We start from the raw sequence: 25146 nt of genomic DNA on the forward strand, positions 1-25146 counted from the left end.
GACGCGATAGAAAAGACCAAGGGGTCGGACGGCGCCGCCTCAGGCGGCGGGAGTGGAAGCTTTCAGCCAGGGCAGGAAGCCCCGCAGGAAACGGGACGCGGCGGGCATGAAATAGCTACCGTGGTGGTACATCGGATCCAGCGAGGTCACGATCAGCCGCCCCGCCGTGCTGTGGCGGTCCTCGTACAGCACCGAGCCCGCGCCGGCCTTGTCGATCAGCGAGACCGCGCCCGGCGGCGGCGTGAAGGTGCCGTGCTGGTGCCAGGTGGCGTCGGCCAGCGTCAGGTGCGAGAACAGCGGGTGCGCGGGTTGCGCCAGGCGCAGGCCCGAATCGGCGCCCGGGGTCTTCCACCACCAGAAGTTCACTTCGCAATCGGTCCAATGCACGCCATCCAGCCAGCGGTGCGAGCCGGTCTCGCCCATCGCCACCAGCGTCCTGCCCGAGGCCAGGAAGCGGGCGAAGCGCGCGCGGTGCGGCACGAGCAGGTCCGGGTGGGTCCGGCACGACACGATCAGGGCGTCGCAGTCGGCCAGCGCGGCGTCGTCCAGTTCGGGCAGGTAAATGAAACGGTCGAGATACGGCGTCAGTTCCGGCGTGTGGAAGGTGCGGTGGTGGTAATACGTGCCGGCGTCCAGCGCCGCGATCACGGGGGTGCGCGAGGTCATGGCGGCGGTCATGCGGCGTCTCCCCACAGCCAGTCGAACAGCTGCGGCACGATGCGCCCGGCGCTGTCGACGCTGCCCGCATACATCCACAGATCGTTGCCGCTGTGCGTCAGCAGGCGGCCGCCGCCGGGCAGCGCCAGCACCCAGTCCACCGGCAGGGCGTCCGGGCCCAGGGTGTTCAGCACCCGCGCGCCGTCGGGCGGCGGGTTGCCGCCTCGCGCGTAGAAGCCGGCCACGCCGCGCCGGAAGGTCAGGTGTTCGGGATCGACGCCCTCGAACACCGGATGCGCAGCGGCGCGATGCACCCGCAGGCCGTCCAGGCCGCGCGCCGCCCCCGGCGCGAAGGGCCGCAGCCAGCGCAGGAACGGATAGGCGACGTGGCCGTTGAACACCATGGCGCCGCCGGCCAGCAGCCAGGCTTCAAGCCGGTCGCGCTGCCCGAGCAGATAGCGCTGGTCGACGTTGGCGGGCACCAGCAAGGCGCGCACGCGCGCCAGGTCGAGCCGCGCCAAGCCATACAGCGGTTCGGCCACGGCGCGCGGCCGCTCGCCGCCGGTGAGCGCGGCGGGGCCATTGCCGCTCCAGTGGTTCAGGTAGACGATGGAGGTCATCAGGGATCAACGGAAAAGAGGAATCACGCCGCGCACCTCGCCGGCCTCGCCCGCCAGCGACGCCACCCGCACCGGCATGCGGTACAGGCGGCTCAGGCGCTCGTCGGTGCACATCAAGGGAGTCGGGCCGACCTCGCAGGCGTCGTCGTGCATCAGCAGGGTCTGGTCGGCGATGTGCTGCGCGTGCTGCGGCTGGTGGGTCGAGAACACCACCGCCAGGCCTTGCTCGCGCGCCAGCCGGCGCAGGAGCGACAAGATGATGTCCTGGTTGCGCAGGTCCAGCGCCGCGCCCGGTTCGTCGAGCACGATGATGGAACTGGCGCTGGCCATGGCCCGCGCGATGCACACCAGTTGCTGCTGGCCGCCGCTCAAGGCCTGGAACGGCCGCCCGGCCAACGACTCCAGCCCCACCGCCCGCAGGCAGTCGCGGGCGATCTCGCGGTCGCGCGGGCCGGGCGACGCATACCAGCGCAGATGGCGGGCGCGGCCCATCGTCACCATCGCCAGCGCGTCGTAGGCGAACAGCGCGTCGGTGCGCTGCGGCACGTAGGCGGCGTGGCCTTGCAGGCGCACCGCGCCGGCGGCCGGCGCCCGCAGGCCCAGCAGGGTCTTGAGCAGCGAGGTCTTGCCGCGGCCGTTGGGCCCCAGCACCGCCAGGATCTCGCCGCCGCGCACGCGCAGCGACAGGTCCGACAGCAGGCGGCGGCCGCCCGCCTGCACCGCCAGGCGATCGAGTTCAAGCATGGTGCGCTCCCCCGCCCTGCGTGCGGCGCAGCAGCCAGGCGAACAGCGGCGCGCCGATCAGCGCGGTGATCACGCCCAGCGGAATCTCGGCGCTGGTGGCGCTGCGCGCCACCGTATCGACCCACACCATGTAGGTGCCGCCGATCAGCGCGCTGGCCGGCAGCAGCGCGCGGTGATCCGGGCCGACCAGCATGCGCGCGATGTGCGGCACCACCAGCCCGACCCAGCCGACGGTGCCGGACACCGCCACGCTGGCCGACACCACCAGCGTGGCGCAGCCCAGCAGCAGCCAGCGCAGCGGCTCGACCGCGATGCCCATGGCGCTGGCCTGCTCATCGCCCAGCGACAGCACGTTGATGCGGAACCGCAGCGCATACAGCAGGCCCATGCCCGCCGCGATCGGCAGCGCGGCCGCGGCCAGCTTGACGTACGAGGCCGTGGCGAAGCTGCCCATCAGCCAGAACACGATCGCCGGCAGGCTGTCGTTGGGGTCCGCGAAGTACGTGGCCAGCGAGATCAGCGCGGAAAAGAAGGCGCTGGTGACCACACCCGCCAGCACCAGCATCAGGATGGTGGCGCGGCCCTGCGTGCGTCCCAGCAGATAGACGATGGCCACCGCCAGCAGGCCGCCGGCGAAGGCCAGTCCCAGCGTCGCCCACAGCGACGAGAACAGCAGGATCGCGGCGCAGCCGCCGAACGCCGCGCCGGACGAGATGCCGAGGATCTGCGGCCCCACCAGCGGATTGCGGAACGCGCCCTGCAGCGCCGCGCCGCACAGCGCCAGGCTGGAACCGGCCAGCACCGACAGCAGCACCCGCGGCAGCCGCACCTGCAACACCACGCGCTGTTCGGCGCCGCTGACGGCCGGCAGCCAGTCGGCCAGGCCGTCGGGCAGCGCCAGCCCCGCCAGCACGCTGGACACATGCGCCAGCGGCAGCGGGTAGCGGCCCACGCACAGCGCCGCCAGCATCGACGCCGGCAACGCCAGCGCCATCAACAGCCACGGCCAGGCCAGGCGGCGACGCGCCACGCCCGCCTCGAGCGGCACGGATTCAGCGCAGGCGGTCATAGCCGGCGGCTCCCTGGTTCTGCCGCGCGTGCAGCACGGTGTCGATATCCGCTGCATCGGGCGTGTGGCCATACAGCTGCGTGTACGCCTGCGCGATGTGCTCGCGCAGCGGCCAGTCGAAGCGGTCCGGGTGCAGCAGCTGGCTCAGCCACTGCCAGTACAGCGGCGATTCCTGGCTGGGCGGATCCCACAGGTAGCCGCCGGCCGGGATCTTGTAGACGCGATGGTTGCGCACCGCCGGAATGTCGGCGAACAGCGGGTCCTGATACAGCATGGCCGGCGTCAGCCCGGGCTCGAAGTTGTTCAGCAGGATCACGTCCGGCGCCCACGCCATGAGCTGTTCGATGTTGATCGTCTGCCCGCTGCCGATCGCCGCCGCCACATTGCGGCCGCCGGCCAGGCGGATGTCATCGTCGAAGCTGGTGCCCGCGCCCGAGGCGCGCAACTGCGGCGCGTAGCGCGCCAGGTACAGCACGCCCGGACGCTGGTCGGGCCGCAGGCCGTCGGTCACCCTGGCGATGTCCGCCCGCACCTGGTCGCGCCACGCCAGTTGCGCGGCGGCGCGCGCCTCCTGCCCCAGCGACCGGCCCATCAACCGGATCCATTCGCGGCTGCGCGCCTCGTCGCCATACAGCAGCGCCGCCACGGGCAGGCCGGCGTTGCGCAGCGGCGCGATCAGGTCGTCGCCCATGTGCCCCCACTGCCACACCAGGTCCGGCTGGATCTGCAGCAGCGTCTCGACGTTGGGCGCGAAGCCCGAGCGCGTGATGTCCGTCCGGATGGCGGCGAGGGCCGGGAACATGCGCGCCAGCAGGCCGTCCTTCATCAGTTCATGGGCGTTGGGATGCATGCCGGCCAGGTGCTGCGCGCCGCCGTCCAGCGAGATCAGCAGCGAACCCGCGGGCATCGGCAGCGTGACCACGCGGCGCGCGGGCGCCGCTAGCGGCACCGGGTTGCCCAGCATGTCGGTGAAGGCGGTAGGGGCCGCCAGGACGGCGGGCGGCAACAGGACCAGCGCCGCGAACGCGGCACTGCGCAGGAATCGGATAGCCATGGGAAATGAGGGGGACGGACGGCGCCGGCTGGCGCGGTGGTACCATTACAAATAAGAATCAATCTTATTTAATTCTAAGCGGCGGGGCCGCTCCCTCAAATGACTATTGTCAATTCGTCAAAGTCCCTCCTGACGGCCGCCCTGCGCCGCCATCCCTGGTTCGACGGCGTCGGGGACAGCGCGTTGGATGCCTTGGCAACGCACAGCCGCTGGCTGCGGTTCGAGGCCGGCGACACGTTGTTCTCGGAAGGCCAGGCCGCGACCTCCTGCCTGCTGGTCTGCGAAGGGTCGGTACAGGGCCTGCGCTACACCGCCGACGGCGGCGACAAGGTCTTTGGCCACGTCGGGCCGGGCGGCTGGCTGTCGGCGCTGACGCTGTTCGAGACCTCGCCGCGCCACCTGCACAGCGTGCGCGCCCGCACCGACGGCAACGGCTGCTTGCTGCAGGCCGACGCCTTCCGGCAGCTGTGCCTGGACGACGCCCGCTTCGCCTGCCGCGTCATGACGCACGCCGCCAACCTGGTGCGCCACCACACCGACCAGATCGACTGGCTGACCTCCAGCTCGGCCGAGGAACGGCTGGCCGAATACGTGCTGCGCGCCGGCAGGCCGCAGGCCGGCCAGCCACTGGTCCTGCCCCTGAGCCACTCGCAGATCGCCGTCAAGCTCGGCATGCGGGCCGAGACCCTCAGCCGCATCTTCTCCAAGTGGCGCCGCGAAGGCATCATCGCCAGCCGCCGCGGCACGCTCTACGTGCTGCGGCTCGCGCCGCTCGAACAACTGGCCTCCGGATGCTGAAACGCCGCGCGTCCCGACGGACGCGCGGCGTTCATGCGTGACAGCCCGATGTCACGTCACCGGGCGGTCACGGCCCCCTCACTTCACACTCGCCACCGCATCCAGGATCACCCGCGCCACCGCTTCCGGCTGCGATTGCTGCGGCACGTGGCTGGCCTGCAGTTCCGTGACCTTGGCGCCGATGCGCTGCGCCATCTGGCGCTGCAGCGCCGGCAGGATCATGCGGTCGTGGTTGCTGACGACGAACCACGACGGCCTGGTCTTCCACGCGGCGGTCGACACCGCCTCGCCAAAGGCGCTGGCCTTGATCGGGCCCTGCGTGGCGGCCATCACCCGGGCCTGCGCGGCCGGCACGTCCTGGGCGAAATCGCGCGCCAGGCCGGCGGCCGACAGGCTCAGCCAGCCATGGCTGTCGGCGCCGATGCTGTCCGAACCCGGCGCCTTGGGCGTGCCTTCGGTCAGCGTCGCCACCGACTGGCCGGCATCGGGCGCGAAGGCGGCCACGTAGACCAGGCTGGCGACCTTGGGATGATTGCCGGCCTCGGTGATCACCGTGCCGCCCCACGAGTGGCCGACCAGCACCACCTTGCCGGGCTGGTTGTCGATGGCGCGGTTGGCGGCGGCCACGTCGCCGGCCAGCGACTCCAGCGGGTTCTGCACCGCCTGCACCTGCACGCCCTTGGCCTGCAGCAGGGCGACCACCTTGGCCCAGTCCGAGCCGTCGGCGAAGGCGCCGTGCACGATCACCACGGACGGCCGCCCGGCGGCCGGCTCGGCGGCGAACGATTGCGAGAGGGGCGCGGCGAACAGGCCGGCGGCCAGGAGGGAGGCTGCGATAATATGGCGCTTCATGACGATTCCTTTTTTTCGGGATCAAACGCCGACGTGGCGCTTGCTGGATGCCAGTGTCGTTTTCCCGCCGATGGCGCGGTATCGGATGATTGACCGATGCGCCGTCTCCCCGCCCTGCCCGCCGCCCCCTTCATCGCCCCGCCCGTCCCCATGATCGCCGATAGCGCCATTGAACTGACCGACGCCGTGCTGGCCATGGCCTTCATCGGCGACCTCAGCATGGGCCGCGCCACCGACCATTCGCGCCGCACCGCCTGCCTGGCGGGCCTGCTGGCCGCGGCGCACGGCCTGGATGCGGCCGGCCAGGACCACGCCCGCGCGGTGGCGCTGCTGCGCTGGTCCGGCTGCACCGCCAACGCCGGCGGTTTCGCCGAACTGCTGGGCGACGACGTCGCCTCGCGCGAGGCCATGATGGCGCAGACGCTGCCGCCGCTGGACGCGCGCACGCAGTCGCTGATCGTGCCACTGGCGCTGATCCATTGCGAGATTTCCGGCGACGTGGCCGTCAGCCTGGGCATGCCGCAGGCGGTCGTGACCGGGCTGCGCCACGCCTTCGAGCGCCACGACGGCAAGGGCATGCCGCTGGCGCTGGACGGCGCGGCCGTCTCGCCGCTGGCCTATGTGGTCAACGCCGCCAGCGACCTGGAAATCCTCAGCCGTGCCCATGGCCGCGACAGCGCGCTGGACTTCCTGCGCCAGCAGGCCGGCGCCAAGTATCCGGCCGAGTTCGCGGCGTTGGCCATTCGCCATGGTCCGGCCTGGCTCGACCGGATGGACGCCGATCCGCCCGATGGCGCCGCCTGGAATCTCGCTGGCGGCCAGGCCGCCGCGCCCGCCGCGCTGACCCTGCTGGCCGACGTGGCCGAACTCAAGCTGCCGTGGCTGGCGGGCTATTCACGCCGGGTCGCGGCGCTGGCCGTGGCGACCGCCGCGCGCCTCGACCTGGACGCCGCGACGCAGGCGCGGCTGCAGGCGGCCGCGCTGGTCCACGGCATTGGCCGCGCGGCGCTGCCGAACCGCTTGTGGAACACCGCCGGCAAGCTGACGCCAGACCAATGGGAACAGGTGCGCCTGATGCCCTACTGGACCGCCCGCGCCGCTCGCCAGATCAAGGGTTTGAGCGCGGCGGCCGAACTGGCCTCGTATGCCTACGAGCGGCTCGACGGCAGCGGCTATTTCCGGGGCGCGGCGGGCGCCGCGCTCGACCGCCCGCAACGCGTGCTGGCCACCGCCGTGACACTGCAGGCGCTGCTCGAGGACCGCCCCTGGCGCCGCGCCCTTTCCCTGCGGGACGCGGCCCGCGCGCTGCGCGACGAGGCCGCCGCCGGCCGCTACGACGCCGATGTCGCCGAAGCCGCGATCGCCGCGGCCGGCGGCGAACCGGCAGCCCCGCGCCGCGCGGCCTCGCCGCTGTCGCAGCGTGAACTGGAAGTGTTGCGGCAGGTCAGCCTGGGCGCCAGCAACAAGGAGGCCGCGCGCGCCCTGGACATCAGCCCCAGCACCGTGCGCACCCACCTCGAAAGCGTGTTCCGCAAACTCGACTGCTCCACCCGCGCGGCGGCCACGCTCAAGGCGCTGACCTCGGGGCTGCTGTAGGGCGCCGCCAGGCGCCGCGATGACGGACGCGGGCAGCGCTCAGCGCTGCGCCAGCGCGCGCAATGCGTCGTAGGTTTCGCGCTCGTCCTGGTTCTCGCCGTAATCGCTGAGCTTGACGATCACCACCCGCCTGCCCGGATGGACATACAGGTATTGGCCGTGGATCCCGACCGCCGCGAAGTCGGGACCGCCCGCCGGATCGCGCTGCCACCATTGCGCGGCATAGCCCCAGCCATCCACCGCATGCGGCGCCGGCCGCGCGATGCGCGCCAGCCAGGCGGCGGGCACCACGCCCTGCCCCTGCGCCGCCAGCAGCACCTGCTGGCCGATGCGGGCGAAGTCGCGCGCGGTGGCGTTCAGGCAGCAGAATGCCTTCTCGATGCCGCCGGGCCGGTCCAGGTTCCAGGTGGCGGCGGACTCAGCGCCCATCGGATGCCACAGCCGCTCGGCGAGCAGGTCGGCAAGCGGGCGGCCGGTCACCCGCGCCAGCGCCATGCCCAGCAGCTGGGTGTCGATGCTGCGGTAGTCGCCCGCGCTGCCCGGCGTGAAATGCATGCGCCGATGCGCGCGCACAAAGCCGGCCAGGTCGAGCGTCAGGTACATGCGCGCGGTGCCGGTGAAGGGCCAGTAGGCGCGGTAGTTCTCCGACACGTCGATGCCCGAGGCCATGTCCAGCAGCTGTCCCACGGTGATGCGGTCGTAGTCGCCGGCGCCGGCCAGCTCGGGCAGCAGCGCGACCAGGCGGTCGTCCTCGCACAGTTCGCCGCGCGCGATCGCCTGGCCCACCAGCAGCGACACCACCGACTTGGCCATCGACCATGACGACTGCGGGTCCGTCGCGCTCACGCCGGGCCGGTACCACTCGTACACCAGCCGGCCGTCGCGCAGCACCACCAGGGCATTGGTGGCGGTGCCGCGCAGGAACTGGTCGAACGGCATCCCGGCGCCTTTCCACGGCACCGTGGCGGGCGGCAGCCAGGCGCTGGCCGCCAGCGCGGACGGCGTGGCCGAGGCCGGCACCACCCGCACCGGCAGCAGATCACCGCGGCGCGACGGCGCCGACGCCTCCAGCCGCCACAACGTGTGCGGCGGCGGGATCTCCATTACCGCGGTCGCCGCATAGGCGGCGGCCGTCATCGCGGCCAGCCCCAGGGCCAGCCGCCAAGCGGTCCGGCCCGGGCGGCGGGCGCGCGCGGGCGTCATGCGGGAGGTCGGGTCCGTTGCCATGGCGCGGATCATGCCAAGTCCGCGCCGATTGCACAACAGGCGCCGCGCAATCGCCGCCCGCGCATGGCGCCGGCCGCAACGGCCGGGAGATTCAAGTCCCAATGTATCAACCCGCCCGCTCCGTACATTGCGACACCTCAGACCCCGCGCGCCTGGCTACAACGGCTCCACGCCCTTTCACTCACCTTGACCGGAGTCCCCCGCCATGCCCGATCCCATCGACACCCAACGCCGCCGCCTGCTCGGCACCACCTCGGCCCTGGTCGGCGCCAGCCTGCTGAGCCTGGGCCTGAATGCCCGCGCCATGGCGCAGGTCACCCCCGCCGCCCCAAGCACGCCCCCTCCCAGCGCCGCTCCCTTTGCCGGCATCCGCCAGATCCGCGCCGGCGACCTGGACATCGGCTACGTCGACGCCGGCCCGGCCAACGGCCCGGTCGCCATCCTGCTGCACGGCTGGCCCTACGACATCCACAGCTTCATCGACGTCGTGCCGCGCCTGACCGCCGCCGGCTACCGCGTCGTCGTGCCGTACCTGCGCGGCTACGGCTCGACCCGCTTCCTGTCGGCCGATACCGCGCGCAACGGCGAGCAGGCGGTGGTGGCGGTCGACATCATCGCCTTGATGGACGCGCTGAAGATCGGCAAGGCCGTCATCGCCGGCTTCGACTGGGGCGCGCGCACCGCCAACATCATGGCCGCGCTCTGGCCCGAACGCTGCCAGGCGCTGGTGTCGGTCAGCGGCTACCTGATCGGCAGCCAGGAAGGCAACCGCAAGCCGCTGCCGCCGCAGGCCGAATTCCAGTGGTGGTACCAGTTCTACTTCGCCACCGAGCGCGGCGCGGCCGGCTACGCCGCCAACGTCGACGCCTTCAACAAGCTGATCTGGCAACTGGCCTCGCCGCAATGGCGCTTCGACGACGCCACCTACGCGCGCAGCGCCCGCGCCTTCGCCAACCCCGACCACGTCGCCATCGTCATCCACAACTACCGCTGGCGCCTCGGGCTGGCTGATGGCGAAGCGCGCTACGACGACCTGGAGCGGCGCCTGGCGGTGGCGCCGAAGATCGCGGTGCCCACCATCACGCTGGAAAGCGACGCCAACGGCGCGCCGCACCCCGCGCCCGCCGCCTACGCCGGCCAGTTCAGCGGCAAGTACCGTCACGTCGACGTGACCGGCGGCATCGGCCACAACCTGCCGCAGGAAGCGCCACGGGCCTTTGCCGACGCGGTGCTGCAGGTGACGCGGCTGTGACGTCAGGAAAACACGATTGTGATATAAACGTGATAGCAAAGTGATAGCACCGCGATACGGCGATGGCGCCCGGCGCCACGCCATGCCGGCGCGAAGCTGGCCGCAGCGCCGCGTGTCCGCCGGACAACAACCGGCGGACACGGCGTTGACAGCGTCATCCCCGTTGCCTTAGGATGCGCCCTTGCCTTTCAACAACCCCTTTTTTCCCGGGTGCCAACGTGTCTGCCATTCGTCAATTCGCCTAAACGCCGACGACTACCTTCCGGTAATCGCGGTCAGCCTGTCCATTCACGCGGCTCGACCTTCCCGGTCTTGAGCGCGACCCGCGGCAGGCGCGGTTCCGGAACGCGCAACACATCCCCCCCCTCGCTTCCCTTCCCCGCAAGACCGTGTCGTCGGCTTCCCCACTTTTCCTGGAGAAGACCCATGACGCCGGATTTCCGCGCCTGTGCGCAATCCCTTGAACTGTTCCGCTACCCCCGCACCCCGCACCTGGAAGGCTCGCGGCTGCAGGAAGGCGACCACGGCCACGACCACGTGCCTTACCGCGACCTGCGCGGCCTGCGCCTGGTGGTGGAGGAGAAACTCGATGGCGCCAACACCGGCATCAGTTTCAGCCCCGCGGGCGACCTGCTGCTGCAATCGCGCGGCCACTACCTGGTGGGCGGCGGACGCGAACGCCAATTCAACTTCATCAAGGCCTGGGCCCAGGCCCACGCCGGCTGGCTGCTGCAACGGCTGGAAGACCGCTACGTGATGTACGGCGAAACGCTGTCGAAAAAGCACTCCGTGTTCTACGACGCGCTGCCGCACCACTTCTTCGAGTTCGACGTGCTCGACCGCCGCACCGGCGCCTTCCTGTCCACCGAGGCGCGGCGCGAACTGCTGGCCGGCGGCCCGGTGCTGTCGGTGCCTGTCCTGTACGACGGCCTGGCGCCCGCGCGCCTGGCCGACCTGAAGGCCCTGCTGCGGCCGTCGCTGGCCAAGACGGCGCGGTGGCGCGACGCGTTCGAGGCCACCGTGCGGCGCGAGGGCCTGGACCTGGCGCTGGCCTGGCGGCAATGCGACAAGTCGGACCTGTCGGAAGGCCTGTACATCAAGGTGGAGGCCGACGGCAGGACGCTGGGCCGATACAAATGGGTGCGCGCCGACTTCGTCCAGGCCATCCTGGCCGCCGACAAGCACCATTCCGAGCAGCCCTACGTCCCCAACCAGCTCGCGCCCGGCGTCGACCTGTACGCCCCGCGTCCGCGGGTGGATTGGGACACGCTGCGCGGCGACAAGGAGGCATCATGAACTACGAACAATTGCGGGCCCTGGCGCCCGCCGCCGGCCAGGCGCCGGACTTCGCCGCCTGTCTGGCGGCCTTTCCGGCGCTGGAGCTGGCCAAGGCCACGCCGCAGGACCCGCGCTACCACGGCGAAGGCGACGTCTGGACCCACACGCGCATGGTGGTCGAAGCGCTGCTGGCGCTGCCCGATTACCAGGCCGCCAGCCGCGCCGACCAGGAGATCGTGTTCCTGGCGGCGCTGCTGCACGACGTCGCCAAACACGCCACCACGGTGATCGACTCGGCCAGCGGCGCAATTTCGCAACCCGGCCATTCCGCCCGGGGCGCGGTCGACGCGCGCATCGCGCTGTGGGACGCGGGCGTGCCCTTCGCCGTGCGCGAGGCCATCTGCCGCCTGATCGCCGTGCACCAGGTGCCGTTCTTCGCCCTGTCCGGTTCCCGTCGCGGCAAATCGGTGGAATTCATCGTGCGCGAGCTGTCGTGGCAACTGAGCATTCCGCTGCTGGCGATGCTGGCCGAGGCCGACATGCGCGGCCGCATCTGCCGCGACCAGCAGCAGGTGCTGGACAACATCGCGCTGTTCCGCGAGGCCGCGCGCGAGGAAGACTGCTACGGCCAGCCGCGGCGCTTCGCCGACGCGCACACCGCCGTCAGCCACTTTCGCGGCGCCGACGTGCATCCGGACTATCCCCTGTTCCAGGAGCCCGGCTCGCGCGTCATCGTGATGGCGGGCCTGCCGGCCAGCGGCAAGAACAGCTGGGTGGCGGCGCATCACCCCGACCTGCCGGTGGTGTCGTTCGACGACGCGCGCGAAGCGCTCGGCCTGGCGCACGGCAAGAACGAAGGCAAGGTGGCGCACCTGGCGATCGACCGGGCCAAGGCCTTGCTGCGCGCGCGCCGCCCGTTCGTCTGGAACGCCACCAACCTCAGCCAGTTGATGCGCAAGAAAACGCTGGACCTGCTGTACGCCTACCACGCCGAGGTCGAGCTGGTGTACCTGGAGCAGCCGCGCGCCGAACTGCTGCGGCGCAACGCCCGGCGCGACACGTCGCTGCCGAACAAGACCTTGCTGGGCATGCTGCACCGCTGGGACCTGCCGCTGCCAACGGAGGCGCACCGGGTGGTGTACGCGGTGTAGGCGGCCAGGCCACCACAGCGCTCAACGCGGGCGACGGCGGAGCGCGAAGGCCCATTCGCCTACGCCTGCTCCGGCAGATAACCGCTATACCCCATCAGCGTCGACAACCGCTGGGCGACGTTGCCGACGATCTCCTGCACCTGGGCGATGCTGGGCGATTCCTTGCGGTCGATGCGCTCGATGTGCGGCACGTTGATCGCGGCGATGACCTGGTTGCCCACGCCCATCACCGGATAGGCGACGTTGGTGATGCCGCGGATCTGGCGGCTGGGCATGCAGGCGCAGCCGTTCTTGCGCACGTCCGCCAGGATCGGGAACAGTTCGCCCGGGTCGGACTCCAGCTCGCCTTCCACCTTGATGTGGGCGGCCAGCATGCGGGTGCGCTCGACCTCGTCGCGGAACGCCAGCAGCACGTGGCCCGAGGACGTGTCGGTCAGGCCCATCATCACGCCCACCTTCAGGCCGAAAGACCAGCGCTCGGGACTGTCGACCTGCGCGATCACCACCACCCGGCCGGCCTGGTAGACCGCCAGGTGGCACGACTGGCGCGCGCGGTTGGCCAGTTCGCGCAGCAGCGGCAGCGCCACGCTAACCAGCGATTTCAGCGGCTGCTGGCGGTGCGCCAGCTCGAACATCTTCAGCGTCAGCGTGTAGCGGTCGTTGTCGTCGACCTGCACGAAGCCGCGCCGCTGCAGCGTCACCGCCATGCGGAAGATCTCGCTGACGCTGCGGCCGATCTTCTGCGCCAGCTCGGCCAGCGTGTAGCCGGCCGGGCTGGCGGCCAGCGCCTCCAGGATGTCCAGCCCCTTTTCCAGGGCGGGCGCGGCGTAGCGTTGCGCGCCCGGCGCGTCGGCGGCGTCTGCCTCGGTCGGCGTGGAATCAGCGGGGGAAATCTTGGAAGCGGTCATGGCGTCGGCGTTGGAGTGAAACCCGATTTTATTCGGCGCGGACCCAGGCCTGCAGGGCCTGGCGCTGCTCGCCCAGTCCGGCGATGCCCAGGCGCATCTCGTCGCCCGCCTTCAGGTACACCGGCGGCTTCTGGCCCAGGCCCACGCCCGGCGGCGTGCCGGTGCTGATGATATCGCCCGGCATCAGCGACATGAAGCGGCTGATGTAGCTGACCAGCGTCTTCACGCCGAACACCATGGTGCGGGTGCTGCCGTTCTGGAAGCGGTGGCCGTTCACTTCCAGCCACATGTCCAGGTTCTGCGGATCGGCGATCTCGTCGCGCGTCACCAGCCACGGGCCGACCGGCGCGAAGGTGTCGCAGCCCTTGCCCTTGTCCCACTGGCCGCCGCGCTCGATCTGGTATTCGCGCTCGGACACGTCGTTGACCACGGTGTAGCCGGCCACGTAGTCCATGGCCTCGCTTTCTTCCACGTACGAGGCCTTCTTGCCGATGACCACGCCCAGCTCCACTTCCCAGTCGGTCTTGACCGAGCCGCGCGGGATGATCACCGGGTCGTTCGGGCCGCTCAGCGACGAGCTGGGCTTGAGGAACAGCACCGGCTCGGCCGGCACCGGCAGGCCGGACTCGGCGGCGTGGTCGGCGTAGTTCAGGCCGACGCAGACGATCTTGCCGACGCCGTTGACCGGGCAGCCGTAGCGCACCGCGCCGTCCACGCGCGGCAGGCTGGCGGGGTCGAGCTTGGCCAGCCGGGCCAGCTCGGCCGGGGCGATGGCGGCGGTGTCGATGTCGGCGACCACGCCCGACAGGTCGCGCAGCGCGCCCTGGGCGTCGATCAGGCCGGGTTTTTCCTGGCCGGGCTGGCCGTAGCGTACGAGTTTCATGCGGAATCCTTGAAAGGGAACAAAGCGGGACGGCGGCTCAGTTGGACCAGCCGCCGTCGATAACCTGGATGGTACCGGTGGTGAAGCCGGATTCGTCGCTGGCCAGGTAGACCACCAGCGCCGCGACCTCCTCGACCCGGCCGACGCGGCCGATGGGTTGGCGCGCCACGAAGGCGGCGCGCACCGCGGCCTCGTCACTGCCCTGCTGGCGCGCCTGCGCGGCGATGCGCTCGCGCAGCGAGGGCGATTCGACCGTGCCGGGGCAGATGGCGTTGCAGCGGATGCCGCGCGCCACGAAGTCGGCCGCCACCGCCTTGGTCAGCCCGATCACGGCGGCCTTGGAGGCGCCATAGACGAAGCGGTTGGGCACGCCCTTCACGCTGGAGGCGGCCGAGGCCATGTTGATGATCGAGCCGCCGCGCTCGAGCATCAGCGGCAGGTAGGCGCGGATGGTGCGGTACATGGTCTTGACGTTCAGGTCCATGCTGAAGTCCCAGTCGGCCTCGTCGCAGTCCAGCACGGTGCCGGCGTGGACGAAACCCGCGCAATTGAACAGCACGTCCACCGCACCGGTCTCGCGGGCGCAGTCGGCCACGGCCGCCCCGTCGCGCACGTTCAGCACGCGGGTGCGCAATCCGTCCAGGCCGGCCGCGCGGGCCTCCTTGGCCAGGTCGGCCAGCGCGGCCTCGTTGATGTCGGTGGCCCAGACCTGGGCGCCCTCGCGCGCCATGGCCAGGGCGCTGGCGCGGCCGATGCCGTTGCCGGCCGCCGTGACCAGCGCCCGCTTGTCCTGCAAACGTAGGGTCATGTCTCTTCCCGTGGGTGGATAGGCCTGGAGTGCCGGCCGGATGGCCGCCCTCATTTGCCTTATGAAAACTAAATTTCATTCATAAAAACAAATATACGGGATTTATGGCGCACCGCAAGCCGGCGACATGCCGAACAACTCAGTAATTACCCGAATTTCAACCCTTTTTCCCTCACTCAAGGGCAAACGTGTGTTGACCACGAATATGAAACTTGCTTTTATATGCAAAACATCAACACACAAAAATCATGACGAGACAAGCCACCCTGGACCCTCAGCTCCTGCTGATCTCCCCCGAAGACAACTGCCTGATCGTGCGCCACGCCCTGCCCGCCGGCGCCCGCGTGCAGCTCGAAGACGGCAGCGCCGTCATCGCCGCGCCGCTGGGCCTGGGCCACAAGCTGGCGCGCCACGCCATGCCGGCCGGCGAAAAGATCCTGAAGTACGGCGCCATCATCGGCAGCCTGACCACCGCCGTCGCGGCCGGGGACCACATCCACACCCACAACCTCGACAGCGACTACACCCCCACCTACACGTTGGAAGAAGGCCGCGCCTTCACCGACCGGCACTGAGGTTTCCGCCATGACCGATCTGTCCCAGCCCCTGCAGGGCTATCCGCGCGCCGACGGCCGCAAAGGCATCCGCAACGTGGTCGTCGTCGCCTACCTGGTCGAATGCGCCCATCACGTGGCGCGCGAGATCGCGCTGGATTTCCGCGACCTGGCCGGCGACGTGCAGGTGCACCTGGTGGGGTTTCCCGGCTGCTACCCCAACGCCTATGCCGAACGCATGATGACGGCCATCGCCACCCATCCCAACGTCGGCGCCGCGCTGCTGGTGTCGCTGGGCTGTGAAAGCATGAACAAGCGCAAGCTGGAAGCGGCCATCGCCGACTCCGGCCGGCCGGTCCAGACCCTCACCATCCAACAGCGCGGCGGCACCCGCAGCACCGTGGCCGAGGGCCGCGCCTGGGTGCGCGCCACCGCCCGGGACCTGGCGCGGCAACAGCGCGTGCCGATGGGCATCGACGAACTCGTGATCGGCACCATCTGCGGCGGCTCGGACGGCACCAGCGGCATCACCGCCAACCCGGCGGTCGGCCGCGCCTTCGACATGCTGATCGCGCAGGACGCCACCTGTATCTTCGAAGAGACCGGCGAACTGGTCGGCTGCGAATTCCACATGCGGCGCCGCGCCGCCACGCCCGAGCTGGGCGAGGAGATCGTGGCCTGCGTCAACAAGGCGGCGCGCTACTACAGCATCATGGGCCACGGCAGTTTCGCCCCGGGCAACGCCGACGGCGGCCTCTCGACCATCGAGGAAAAATCGCTCGGCGCCTACGCCAAGAGCGGCGCCTCGCCCATCGACGGCATCATCAAGCCGGGCGACGTGCCGCCCTTCGGCGGCCTGTACCTGCTGGACGTGGTGCCCGACGGCGAACCGCGCTTCGGCTTTCCCAACATCAGCGACAACGCCGAGATCGTCGAACTGATCGCCTGCGGCTCGCACGTGATCCTGTTCACCACCGGGCGCGGCTCGGTGGTGGGCTCGGCGGTCTCCCCGGTCATCAAGGTCTGCGCCAACCCCGACACCTACCGCGCCCTGGGCGAGGACATGGACGTGGACGCCGGCCGCATCCTGGAGGGCCGCGGCTCGCTGCAGGAAGTGGCCGAGGAAATCCACGCCCAGGTCCGCGCGGTCGCCAACGGCGCGCCCAGCAAATCCGAGGACCTGGGCCACCGCGAATTCATCCTCACCTACAAGGCGTTCGAGCCGATCGGCCCGTCCTGCCTGCCATTTAGCCGCGCGGCCTGACGCGGCCCCAGGGAGCGAGACGGTGAACTACACGTTTGATTTCGCCTCGGTGCTTGAACAGTGGCCCCTGCTCGCGCAGGGCGCGTGGGTCACGGTCAAGCTGTCGTTCTGCGCCACCGTGCTGGGCTTCATCCTCGGCACGCTGTGCGCGCTGGCGCGCAACAGCCGCCTGGGCTGGCTGCGCGCCGTGGCCGGCGGCTATGTGGAACTGATCCGCAACACGCCGCTGCTGATCCAGGCCTATTTCCTCATCTTCGGCCTGTCCAGCGCCGGCCTCACCATGCCGATCATGGCGGGCGCGGTGCTGGCGCTGGTGATCAACATCGGCGCCTACACCTGCGAGATCGTGCGCGCCGGCATCGAATCCATCCCCAAGGACCAGCTCGAGGCCGGCGAATGCCTGGCGCTGTCGCGGCTGCAGGTGTTCTGGCACGTGGTGCTGCGTCCGGCGGTCGAACGCGTCTATCCGTCGCTGACCAGCCAGTTCGTGCTGCTGATGCTGGCCTCCAGCATCATGTCGGCGGTGGGCGCCGAGGAACTGCTGGGCGTGGCCAACCGCATCCAGTCGGACACCTACCGCAACTTCGAGGTCTTCATCGTGCTGTGGGGCGTGTACCTGGCGCTGTCGTGGCTGATGCGGCTGGGGTTCTGGCTGCTGGCCCAGGTCGTGTTCCCGCGCCGGCGCAAGCTCGGCACGCCGCTGTAGGGGACGCGCCATGGCTTTCTTCATTCCCGAACAACACGCCTGGTATCTGGTGGAAGGCGCCTGGGGCACCGTCAAACTGTCGGCCTGGACCTTCGCCGGCGGCGGCCTGGCCGGCCTGCTGCTGGCGCTGGCCCGCGTCTCGCCGCGCCGCGCCCTGCGCGCGGCCGCGGCCGGCTACATCCAGGTGATTCAGGGCACGCCGCTGCTGGTGCTGATGGGCCTGTGCTTCTTCGGCCCCAGCCTGTTCGGCCTGGGCGAGCTGTCGGCGCTGGCCGCGGCCGGCCTGGCCATGACCATCTATTCGAGCGCCTTCCTGGGCGAAATATGGCGCGGCTGCATCCAGGCGGTGCCGAAGAACCAGTGGGAAGCGGCCGAATGCCTGGGCCTGTCGCGGCTGCAGCGCATGGCCAAGGTGGTGCTGCCGCAGGCGCTGCGCATCGCCACCCCGCCCACGGTCGGCTTCCTGGTGCAGATCATCAAGAACACCTCGATCGCCTCGCTGGTGATCGGCTATCCGGAACTGGCTTACAACGCCAAGATCCTCAACAACTCGACCTTCCAGCCCTTCGTCTATTTCGGCTGCGCCGCCATCCTGTACTTCCTCATGTGCTACCCGCTGTCGCGCTGGAGCCGTTCCTTGGAAAGGAGACTCAATGCATCCCGTCGTTGAACTGGACCAGGTCCACAAGCGCTTCGGCGGCACCCACGTGCTGCGCGGCGTGTCGTTTTCCGTCAACCGCGGCGAGGTCGCGGCCATCATCGGCAAGAGCGGCTCGGGCAAGAGCACCGCGCTGCGCTGCATGGACCGGCTCGAGACCACCGACGCCGGCACCATCCGCGTCTGCGGCCACGCGCTGCACGACCGCGACGGGCTGGACCTGCGCGCGCTGCGCAAGGATGTCGGCATCGTGTTCCAGAGCTACAACCTGTTCCCGCACATGACGGCGCTGCAGAACATCACGCTGGCGCCGCGCTCGGTCAAGGGCGTCAAGCCGGCCCAGGCGCGCGAACAGGCGATGCAGGCGCTGGCGCACGTCGGCCTGGCCGACAAGGCCGACGCCTATCCCGAGCAATTGTCGGGCGGCCAGCAGCAGCGCGTGGCCATCGCCCGCTCGCTGGCGATGCAGCCCAAGGTGATGCTGTTCGACGAAGTGACCTCGGCGCTCGACCCGGAACTGACCGGCGAAGTGCTCAAGGTGATGGAAAACCTCGCCGCCGACGGCATGACCATGATCCTGGTCACGCACGAGATGGCGTTCGCGCGCGAAGTGGCCGACAAAGTCATCTTCATGCACCAGGGACAGGTCTGGGAGCAGGGGCCGGCCAGCATGCTGTCGGCCCCCGCCACGCCGGAACTGCGGCAGTTCCTGGGCAGCGGACTGTAGGGCCGCCGGCCCCGCCCCCTGCCCCGATGACAACGACAATGGAGACAACCCGCATGAACAAGTCCGTATTCCCGCCGCGGCTGCGCGCCGCTTTCGCCGGCCTGGCCCTGATCGGCGGCCTGGCCGTGTCCGGCGCCGCCCACGCCGACCAGCTCGACGACATCATGAAGGCCGGCAAGCTGCGCGTGGCCATCGACCTGGGCGTGCCGCCCTACGGCATGAAGGACGCCGCGCTCAACCCCACCGGCTCCGACGTCGAGACCGCGCGCCTGCTGGCCAAGGGCCTGGGCGTGACGCTGGAGATCGTGCCCACCACCGGCGCCAACCGCGTGCCGTTCCTGCAGACCGGCAAGGCCGACATCGTCATCTCCAGCATGTCGGTCACGCCCGAACGCCAGAAGGTCATCGACTTTTCCACGCCCTACGCCGCCATCCTGGCGGTGGTCGGCGCGCCCAGGGACATGAAGCTGACCAGCGCGGCCGACCTGTCCAGCAAGAAGGTCATCGCCACCCGCGGCACCACCAACGACACCGAGCTGACCAGGATCGCCCCCAAGGACGCGCAGATCATCCGCTTCGACGACGACGCCACCTCGATCACCGCGGTGGTCAGCGGCCAGGCCGACATCTTCGCCACCGCGCCCGCCCTGCTGCGCACCATCAACGAAAAGGCGCCGGCCAAGCAGATGGAATCGAAATTCGTGATGCGCCTGAACATGCTGGCCATCGGCCTGCGCAAGAACGAGCCCGCGCTCAAGGACAAGCTGGACGGCTGGGTGCGCGCCAATCTCAAGAGCGGCGAACTGAACACCATCTACAAGCAATTCCACGGCGTCGACCTGCCGCAGGAAGTCGGCAAGGCCGGCGGCTGACCCAGGAGGCTCCATGGCCCGCATCGCTTCCGTCGAGATCCTGCAGGTCGACCTGCAGCCCAAGGTCCGGCGCACCGACGCCGTGCAAAGCTTCGAGCGCCAGGAAACGCCGATCGTGCGCATCACCGACGCCGATGGCGTCACCGGCACCGGCTACAGCTACACCATCGGCACCGGCGGTTCGTCCGTGATCCGGCTGCTGGACGACCACCTGGCGCCGCTGCTCCTGGGCCGCGAGGCTGACGACATCGAACAGCTCTGGCGCGACCTGATGTACCGCGTGCACGCCACCACCGTGGGCGCGCTGACCTCGATCGCGCTGGCCGCCATCGACACCGCGCTGTGGGACCTGCGCGCGCGCCGCGCCGGGCTGCCGCTGCACCGGCTGGCGGGCGGCGCCAAGGCGGACATCCCGCTCTACACCACCGAGGGCGGCTGGCTGCATCTGGCGCCGTCGCAACTGGTGGAAGAGGCCCTCAAGGCCCGCGAGGCCGGCTTCGGCGGCGCCAAGATCAAGGTCGGCCGGCCGCACGTGGCCGAGGACGTGGCGCGGCTGTCCGCGGTGCGCGCCGCCGTCGGCGCGGACTGGGACATCATGACCGACGCCAACCAGGGCTTCTCGCTACCCGAGGCGATCCGCCGCGCGCGCTGTTTCGAGCCGCTGGACCTGGCCTGGTTCGAGGAGCCCATCCACGCCGACGACGTGCAGGCCCATCGCCGCCTGAGCCAGTCCACCACCCTGCCCATTGCCGTGGGTGAATCGCTCTACAGCCTGTCGCAATTCAAGGACTACCTTCAGGGCGAGGCCTGCTCCATCGTGCAGGTGGACGTGGGCCGCATCGGCGGCATCACGCCGTGGCTCAAGGTGGCGCACATGGCCGAAGCCTACAACGTGCCGGTGTGCCCGCACTTCCTGATGGAGATCCACGTGGCGCTGTGCTGCGCGGTGCCCAACAGCCGCTGGCTGGAATACATCCCGCAGCTGGACATGGTGACCGAGCACGGCATGCGCATCGAGAACGGCCGCGCCATTGCGTCGGACGCGCCCGGCCTGGGCATCGCCTGGGACTGGGACCGCATCGGCAAGCTGACCCTGCACCGCAGCCGGCACGGTTGAAAGCGCGAGGCGGCCGGCCCATGCGGGCCGACCCGCCCTCACGCGGCGGCAACATCCTCCAGGATCATCTCGGCGCCGCGCTCGGCCACCATCATCACCGCCGCCTGGGTGTTGCCCGACACCATCTTCGGCATCACCGAGGCGTCCACCACCCGCAGGCCGGCAATGCCGTTGACCCGCAGGCGCGGATCGGTCACCGCGCCGGCATCCGCGCCCATGCGGCAGGTGCCGATCGGGTGATAGATGGTCTGGCCGTTGCGGCGCGCGAAGTCCAGCCATTGCTCGTCGCTGTCCACATCCGCCCCCGGGCTCAACTCGCTTTCGATATAGCGCTGCATGGCCGGCCGCTGCACGATGCGGCGCGCCACTCGCATGCCGCCCACCAGGCTGTCGCGGTCGATCTGCGCCGACAGGAAGTTGGGCCGGATCGACGGCGCGGCCAGCGGATCGGCCGACTTCAGGTGGATCGACCCGACCGACTCCGGCCGCAGCTGCGCCACGCCGATGGTCATGCCCGGCTCGCGGTCGAGGATGCGCTCGGCCGCGTTGGCATAGCTGGCATGCACGAAGAAATACTGCACGTCGGCCGCCGGCAGGTCCGGCGCGCTCTTGACGAAGCCATGCACCAGCCCCGTGCCCAGCGTCAGGATGCCCTTGCGGCGGGTGTAGTAGCGCGCCACCTGTTGCGCCAGGCGCCAGCCGCGCGACATCTCGTTGAGCGTCACGGTGTTCCTGACCCGCCAGTTCATGCGCGTGGCGAAGTGGTCGATGTAGTTCTCGCCCACCTGCGGCTGCGCGTGCACCAGCGGAATGCCGAAGGATTGCAGCAGCGCGGGGTTGCCCACGCCCGACAGCTCCAGCAACTGCGGCGACTGCACCGCGCCCAGGCACAGCAATGTCTCGCGCCGCGCCCGCACGGTGAATTCCTGGCCGTTCTTGCGGTAGGCCACGCCGACGCAACGCTTGCCCTCGAACAGCAGCCGCGTCACGTGCGCGCCGCACTCCACCGTCAGGTTCTTGCGGCCGGCGGCGGGCTTGAGGTAACCGTCGACCACGCTCCAGCGGCGGCCATGGTGCTGCGCCACTTGGTAATAGCCGACCCCGTCCTGGCGGCCGGCGTTGTAGTCCGGGTTGAGCGGCAGGCCATCCTCCTGCGCCGCGCGCAGGAAGGCGTCGGACAGCGCAAAGCGCTCGGCCACTTCCTCCAGGTGCATCGGCCCGGACTTGCCGCGGGTCTCGCCGCCGGGCTCATAGCGTTCAATCTTGCGGAATACCCGCTCGGCGGTGCCGCCGCCCCAGCCGGTGGCGCCGGCGGCCTCCCAGCCGTCGTAGTCCTGCGGACGGCCGCGCACGTAGATCATGCCATTGATCAGCGTCGAGCCGCCCAGGCCCTTGCCGCGCGGCACGGCGATGGTGCGGCCGTAGACGTTGTCCTCCGGCTCGGTGGCGAAGCGCCAGTTGTAGTCCGGATTCACCAACAGCTTGGAAAAGCCCGCCGGGATCGAGATCCACATGCTGCGAGCCTCGTGCCCCGCTTCCAGCATCAGCACCCGGTGGCGGCCATCGGCCGTCAGGCGGTTGGCCAGGATGCAGCCGGCGGTGCCGCCGCCCGCGATAATGAAGTCGTAGTCGCCCATCGTCTCGTCCGTCGCCGCCTCAGCCCTGCGCGGCCGGCGCCACGCCCATCATTTCCGCCATCAGCTCGATCTGCCCGGCCAGCATCGGCGCGCCGTAGTGCACCTTGCAGCCGCGCGCCCGCGCCGCCACCAGCAGCGGCGTGTCGGCCGGCTGCATGATGACCTCGCACACCAGTTGGTCCGGCGTCAACCGCGCCGCGTCCAGCGGCAGCGCGTCGTCCGGTTTCATGCCGAGCGAGGTGCCATTGACCACCAGGTCGTGGCCCGACGGATCGGCCGTGCCGACGCTGATGCGGGCCTCGGGGTGCAGCGACAGGATGCGTGCCTTCAGGTCCTCGGCCTTGGCCGGCGTGCGGTTGGCAATCGTCAACCGCGACACGCCCGCCTGCGCCAGCGCGAAGCCGATGGCATTGGCCGCGCCGCCGGCGCCGGCCAGGTAGGCGCTCTTGCCTTCGGGCGCCACGCCGTGCGTGCGCAGGCCGCGCACGAAGCCCTCGCCGTCCAGCATGTGCGCCACCAGGCGGCCGTCGGCCTCGCGCCGCACCACGTTGGCGGCGCCGATCTTGCGCGCCACCGGCGTGGCCTCGTCGGCCAGGGCCAGGATCGCCGCCTTGTGCGGCATGGTGACGATCAGGCCGCCCAGGTTCTCCAGCCGCCGCAGTCCGGCCACCACCTCGGCCAGGTTGTCGGGCCGCGCATGGAACGGCACGCAGACGCCGTCGAAGCCGATGCGGGCGAAATGCTCGTTCAGGCGCTGCGGGGTTTTGACGTGGTAGATCGGGTCGGCCAGGATGCCGAACAGGCGGGTGTTGCCGCTGATTTCCTTCATTGCTGTCTCCGTGTCGTGGCGCCACGCCGGGCGCCCTTCAATGCTGTCCTAGCGTCGCACCAATTCCCGCGCCACCGCCTCGATGCCGGCGCCGTCCAGCCGGTAGTGGGCGTACAGCGTGGTGGGCGGGGCGATCAGGCTGTATTCGTCGTAGATGCCATGGCGCCGCAGCCGCGTGCCGCTGCCGGCATCGGCCAGCACCTCGGCCACCGCCGAGCCCAGGCCGCCCATCACATTGTGCTCTTCCACCGTCAGCAGGACGGACGCCTGCCCGGCCGCCGCCAGCACCGCCTCGCGGTCCAGCGGCTTGAGGGTGGGCATGTCGATCACGCCCACCGACAGGCCGTCCTCGCGCATGCGGGCGGCCGCTTCCAGCGCCGCGTGCAGCGTGATGCCGCAAGCGATGATGTTCAGGTCGCTGCCGGTTGAGTGGACGATGGCGCGGCCGAACGCGAACGGCGCGCCGTCCTCGTAGACCTGCGGATCGCGGCCACGGCCGATGCGGAAGTAGATTGGCTCGGGCCAGTCCACCGAGGCCTTGATGGCGGCGGCCAGTTGCGGACCGTCGGCCGGCGACACCACGGTCAGGCCGGCGATGGCGCGCATGGTGGAGATGTCCTCGGTGGCGTGGTGCGAGGTGCCATAGAAGCCCAGGCTGATGCCGGTGTGATGGCCGATCAGCCGCACCGGCAATTTGGTGTAGGCCACGTCCATGCGGATCTGCTCGCAACACAGCAGACCCAGGAACGAGGCGAAGGTCGCCACGAACGGCATCGCGCCGGTGGTGGCCAGCCCGGCCGCGGCCGACACCATGTTCTGCTCGGAAATGCCGAACTGCACGTAGCGCTCGGGATAGGCCGAGGCGAAGCGGTTCAGGCCGTTGGAATACTGCAGGTCGGCCGAGCCGGCCACCACCGGATGCCCGGCCCGCGCCAGGTCGATCAGCGCGTCGGAAAGATACGACAGCCCGGGGTTCACCGCGTTCAGCGCGCGGTACTGCCAGGAATCTGGGGAAAGCGTCTGTGCCTGTGCCATTCAGATCTCGCGGGTCATGATTTCGTCGATGGCGGCCTGCGCGTCCTGCGGCGCCAGGTAGCCCAGATGCCAGCCGGGTTCGGTCTCCATATAGGAAACGCCCTTGCCCTTGATGGTTTTGGCGATGACGCAGGCCGGCCGCTCGCGCGCCTCGTCCGCGCGCAGCCGCCGCAGCAGCGCGGTCAGCGCCACCAGGTCGTGGCCGTCGACCTCGTGCACCTCCCAGCCGAAGGCCTGCCACTTGTCGCGCAGCGATTCCACGCCGATCACGTCGTCGACCTTGCCGTCGAGCTGGTAGCCGTTGCGGTCGATGATGGCGACCAGGCGCGACAGCTTGTGGTGCGCGGCGAACAACGCCGCCTCCCACACCTGCCCTTCCTGCATCTCGCCATCGCCCAGCATCACGAACACGTTGAAATCGCGCTGGCTCATGCGGCCGCCCAGCGCCATGCCGGCGCCGTTCGAGAGCGCATGGCCGATGGAGCCGGAGCTGAAATCGACGCCCGGCACCTTGGTCATGTCGGGGTGGTCGCCCAGGGGGCTGCCCAGGCGGGTGTAGCCGTCCAGCAGTTCATGCGGGATGAAGCCATGGTCGGCCAGCACCGGGAACAGTCCCACCGCGGCGTGGCCCTTGCCCATCAGGAAGCGGTCGCGGTCCGGCCAGGCCGGCTCGCCCGGGCGCAGCCGCATCACGTCGTAGTACAGCGCGGCAAAGATCTCGGCGCACGAAAAGACCGAGCTGTAGTGCCCGACCTTGGCGATCTCGATCAGCCGGATGGTTTCCAACCGGATGTGGCGGGCCTTTTCCCGCAGCATCCGGACCTCGTCTTCGCTTGGGTCTCCCCGGTCC

The 25146-nt window shown here is 70.1% G+C and carries 26 protein-coding genes; 12 read left to right on the top strand and 14 right to left on the bottom strand.

Annotated elements, in window-relative coordinates; genetic code table 11:
- Positions 1-39: 39 nt before the first annotated feature.
- Genes AT699_RS21030 through AT699_RS21050 form a run of 5 tightly spaced genes read right to left on the bottom strand, consistent with a single transcriptional unit; the run spans position 40 to position 4144 of the window.
- Positions 40-678 carry a hypothetical protein gene (locus AT699_RS21030; protein WP_024069760.1) on the bottom strand — a complete coding sequence of 213 codons (639 nt, stop codon included), beginning with the start codon at positions 676-678 and terminating at the stop codon, positions 40-42.
- Complete coding sequence (locus AT699_RS21035) at positions 675-1277, bottom strand: hypothetical protein (protein ID WP_024069761.1); 603 nt, start codon at positions 1275-1277, stop codon at positions 675-677. Before AT699_RS21035 ends, AT699_RS21030 begins: the two co-directional genes overlap by 4 nt.
- 6 nt (positions 1278-1283) lie before the next feature.
- Entirely contained in the window at positions 1284-2021 is a 738-nt protein-coding gene (locus AT699_RS21040) for an ABC transporter ATP-binding protein (RefSeq protein WP_024069762.1), read from the bottom strand.
- Complete coding sequence (locus tag AT699_RS21045; protein ID WP_024069763.1) at positions 2014-3090, bottom strand: FecCD family ABC transporter permease; 1077 nt, start codon at positions 3088-3090, stop codon at positions 2014-2016. The genes AT699_RS21040 and AT699_RS21045 overlap by 8 nt, the downstream gene beginning before the upstream one ends.
- Positions 3074-4144: an ABC transporter substrate-binding protein gene (locus tag AT699_RS21050; RefSeq protein ID WP_024069764.1), complete on the bottom strand. Its 1071-nt coding sequence runs from the start codon at positions 4142-4144 to the stop codon at positions 3074-3076. Before AT699_RS21050 ends, AT699_RS21045 begins: the two co-directional genes overlap by 17 nt.
- Before the next feature lie 99 nt (positions 4145-4243).
- Here AT699_RS21050 and AT699_RS21055 point away from each other — a divergent pair, with 99 nt between their 5' ends.
- Entirely contained in the window at positions 4244-4942 is a 699-nt protein-coding gene (locus AT699_RS21055) for a Crp/Fnr family transcriptional regulator (protein ID WP_054448462.1), read from the top strand.
- Positions 4943-5020: 78 nt separating this feature from the next.
- On the opposite strand, the gene AT699_RS21060 is transcribed toward AT699_RS21055, so the two are convergent.
- Positions 5021-5794, bottom strand: coding sequence for an alpha/beta fold hydrolase (locus AT699_RS21060; RefSeq protein ID WP_024069766.1), 774 nt, complete (start codon positions 5792-5794; stop codon positions 5021-5023).
- A 150-nt stretch (positions 5795-5944) separates the two neighbouring features.
- Between AT699_RS21060 and AT699_RS21065 the strand changes: the two genes are divergently transcribed.
- Complete coding sequence (locus AT699_RS21065) at positions 5945-7390, top strand: HD domain-containing phosphohydrolase (RefSeq protein WP_058207624.1); 1446 nt, start codon at positions 5945-5947, stop codon at positions 7388-7390.
- Positions 7391-7429: 39 nt separating this feature from the next.
- Here the strand turns inward: AT699_RS21065 and AT699_RS21070 are convergent, their stop codons facing one another.
- Positions 7430-8617 (bottom strand): serine hydrolase domain-containing protein, encoded by a 1188-nt coding sequence (locus AT699_RS21070; RefSeq protein WP_232254274.1) that lies wholly within the window; start codon positions 8615-8617, stop codon positions 7430-7432.
- A 205-nt stretch (positions 8618-8822) separates the two neighbouring features.
- Here AT699_RS21070 and AT699_RS21075 point away from each other — a divergent pair, with 205 nt between their 5' ends.
- The 3 genes from AT699_RS21075 to AT699_RS21085 all read left to right on the top strand — a co-directional run bounded on the left by AT699_RS21075 (position 8823) and on the right by AT699_RS21085 (position 12298).
- Positions 8823-9869 carry an alpha/beta fold hydrolase gene (locus AT699_RS21075; protein ID WP_024069769.1) on the top strand — a complete coding sequence of 349 codons (1047 nt, stop codon included), beginning with the start codon at positions 8823-8825 and terminating at the stop codon, positions 9867-9869.
- A gap of 426 nt (positions 9870-10295) precedes the next feature.
- Positions 10296-11165, top strand: a complete 870-nt coding sequence (locus AT699_RS21080) for an RNA ligase family protein (RefSeq protein WP_024069770.1) — start codon at positions 10296-10298, stop codon at positions 11163-11165.
- Positions 11162-12298, top strand: a complete 1137-nt coding sequence (locus tag AT699_RS21085) for an AAA family ATPase (protein ID WP_024069771.1) — start codon at positions 11162-11164, stop codon at positions 12296-12298. Before AT699_RS21080 ends, AT699_RS21085 begins: the two co-directional genes overlap by 4 nt.
- A 59-nt stretch (positions 12299-12357) precedes the next feature.
- Here the strand turns inward: AT699_RS21085 and AT699_RS21090 are convergent, their stop codons facing one another.
- The 3 genes from AT699_RS21090 to AT699_RS21100 are packed head-to-tail and all read right to left on the bottom strand — an operon-like array spanning position 12358 to position 14897.
- A complete protein-coding gene (locus AT699_RS21090; RefSeq protein WP_020928758.1) occupies positions 12358-13206 on the bottom strand; it encodes an IclR family transcriptional regulator in 849 nt (282 codons plus the stop codon).
- 28 nt (positions 13207-13234) lie between these two features.
- The gene (locus AT699_RS21095; protein WP_024069772.1) at positions 13235-14089 is read right to left on the bottom strand and encodes a fumarylacetoacetate hydrolase family protein; all 855 of its coding nucleotides are present in this window, start codon (positions 14087-14089) and stop codon (positions 13235-13237) included.
- A gap of 37 nt (positions 14090-14126) precedes the next feature.
- Positions 14127-14897, bottom strand: coding sequence for an SDR family oxidoreductase (locus AT699_RS21100; RefSeq protein ID WP_024069773.1), 771 nt, complete (start codon positions 14895-14897; stop codon positions 14127-14129).
- A gap of 248 nt (positions 14898-15145) precedes the next feature.
- Here AT699_RS21100 and AT699_RS21105 point away from each other — a divergent pair, with 248 nt between their 5' ends.
- The 7 genes from AT699_RS21105 to AT699_RS21135 are packed head-to-tail and all read left to right on the top strand — an operon-like array spanning position 15146 to position 20795.
- Entirely contained in the window at positions 15146-15472 is a 327-nt protein-coding gene (locus tag AT699_RS21105) for a UxaA family hydrolase (RefSeq protein ID WP_024069774.1), read from the top strand.
- Between the two features lie 10 nt (positions 15473-15482).
- Positions 15483-16715 (top strand): UxaA family hydrolase, encoded by a 1233-nt coding sequence (locus AT699_RS21110; RefSeq protein WP_024069775.1) that lies wholly within the window; start codon positions 15483-15485, stop codon positions 16713-16715.
- A 22-nt stretch (positions 16716-16737) separates the two neighbouring features.
- Positions 16738-17421 (top strand): amino acid ABC transporter permease, encoded by a 684-nt coding sequence (locus AT699_RS21115; protein ID WP_006387173.1) that lies wholly within the window; start codon positions 16738-16740, stop codon positions 17419-17421.
- 10 nt (positions 17422-17431) lie between these two features.
- A complete protein-coding gene (locus AT699_RS21120) occupies positions 17432-18091 on the top strand; it encodes an amino acid ABC transporter permease (RefSeq protein WP_006387172.1) in 660 nt (219 codons plus the stop codon).
- Positions 18075-18806, top strand: coding sequence for an amino acid ABC transporter ATP-binding protein (locus AT699_RS21125; RefSeq protein ID WP_024069776.1), 732 nt, complete (start codon positions 18075-18077; stop codon positions 18804-18806). The genes AT699_RS21120 and AT699_RS21125 overlap by 17 nt, the downstream gene beginning before the upstream one ends.
- 53 nt (positions 18807-18859) lie before the next feature.
- On the top strand, positions 18860-19678 hold the full coding sequence (locus AT699_RS21130; RefSeq protein ID WP_006387170.1) for a transporter substrate-binding domain-containing protein: 819 nt from the start codon (positions 18860-18862) through the stop codon (positions 19676-19678).
- Positions 19679-19691: 13 nt separating this feature from the next.
- Positions 19692-20795 (top strand): mandelate racemase/muconate lactonizing enzyme family protein, encoded by a 1104-nt coding sequence (locus AT699_RS21135; RefSeq protein WP_024069777.1) that lies wholly within the window; start codon positions 19692-19694, stop codon positions 20793-20795.
- Positions 20796-20833: 38 nt separating this feature from the next.
- Here the strand turns inward: AT699_RS21135 and AT699_RS21140 are convergent, their stop codons facing one another.
- From AT699_RS21140 to AT699_RS21155, 4 genes are read right to left on the bottom strand one after another with little or no spacing between them, the layout of a single operon-like run.
- Positions 20834-22432: a GMC family oxidoreductase gene (locus AT699_RS21140; protein WP_024069778.1), complete on the bottom strand. Its 1599-nt coding sequence runs from the start codon at positions 22430-22432 to the stop codon at positions 20834-20836.
- A 19-nt stretch (positions 22433-22451) separates the two neighbouring features.
- The gene (locus AT699_RS21145) at positions 22452-23261 is read right to left on the bottom strand and encodes a shikimate dehydrogenase family protein (RefSeq protein WP_024069779.1); all 810 of its coding nucleotides are present in this window, start codon (positions 23259-23261) and stop codon (positions 22452-22454) included.
- Positions 23262-23309: 48 nt separating this feature from the next.
- On the bottom strand, positions 23310-24296 hold the full coding sequence (locus AT699_RS21150; protein WP_024069780.1) for a transketolase family protein: 987 nt from the start codon (positions 24294-24296) through the stop codon (positions 23310-23312).
- Positions 24297-25112, bottom strand: coding sequence for a transketolase (locus tag AT699_RS21155; protein WP_108914219.1), 816 nt, complete (start codon positions 25110-25112; stop codon positions 24297-24299).
- Positions 25113-25146: the final 34 nt, after the last annotated feature.

The sequence above is a fragment of the Achromobacter xylosoxidans genome (assembly GCF_001457475.1).
GTDB classification, from domain to species: domain Bacteria; phylum Pseudomonadota; class Gammaproteobacteria; order Burkholderiales; family Burkholderiaceae_B; genus Achromobacter; species Achromobacter xylosoxidans.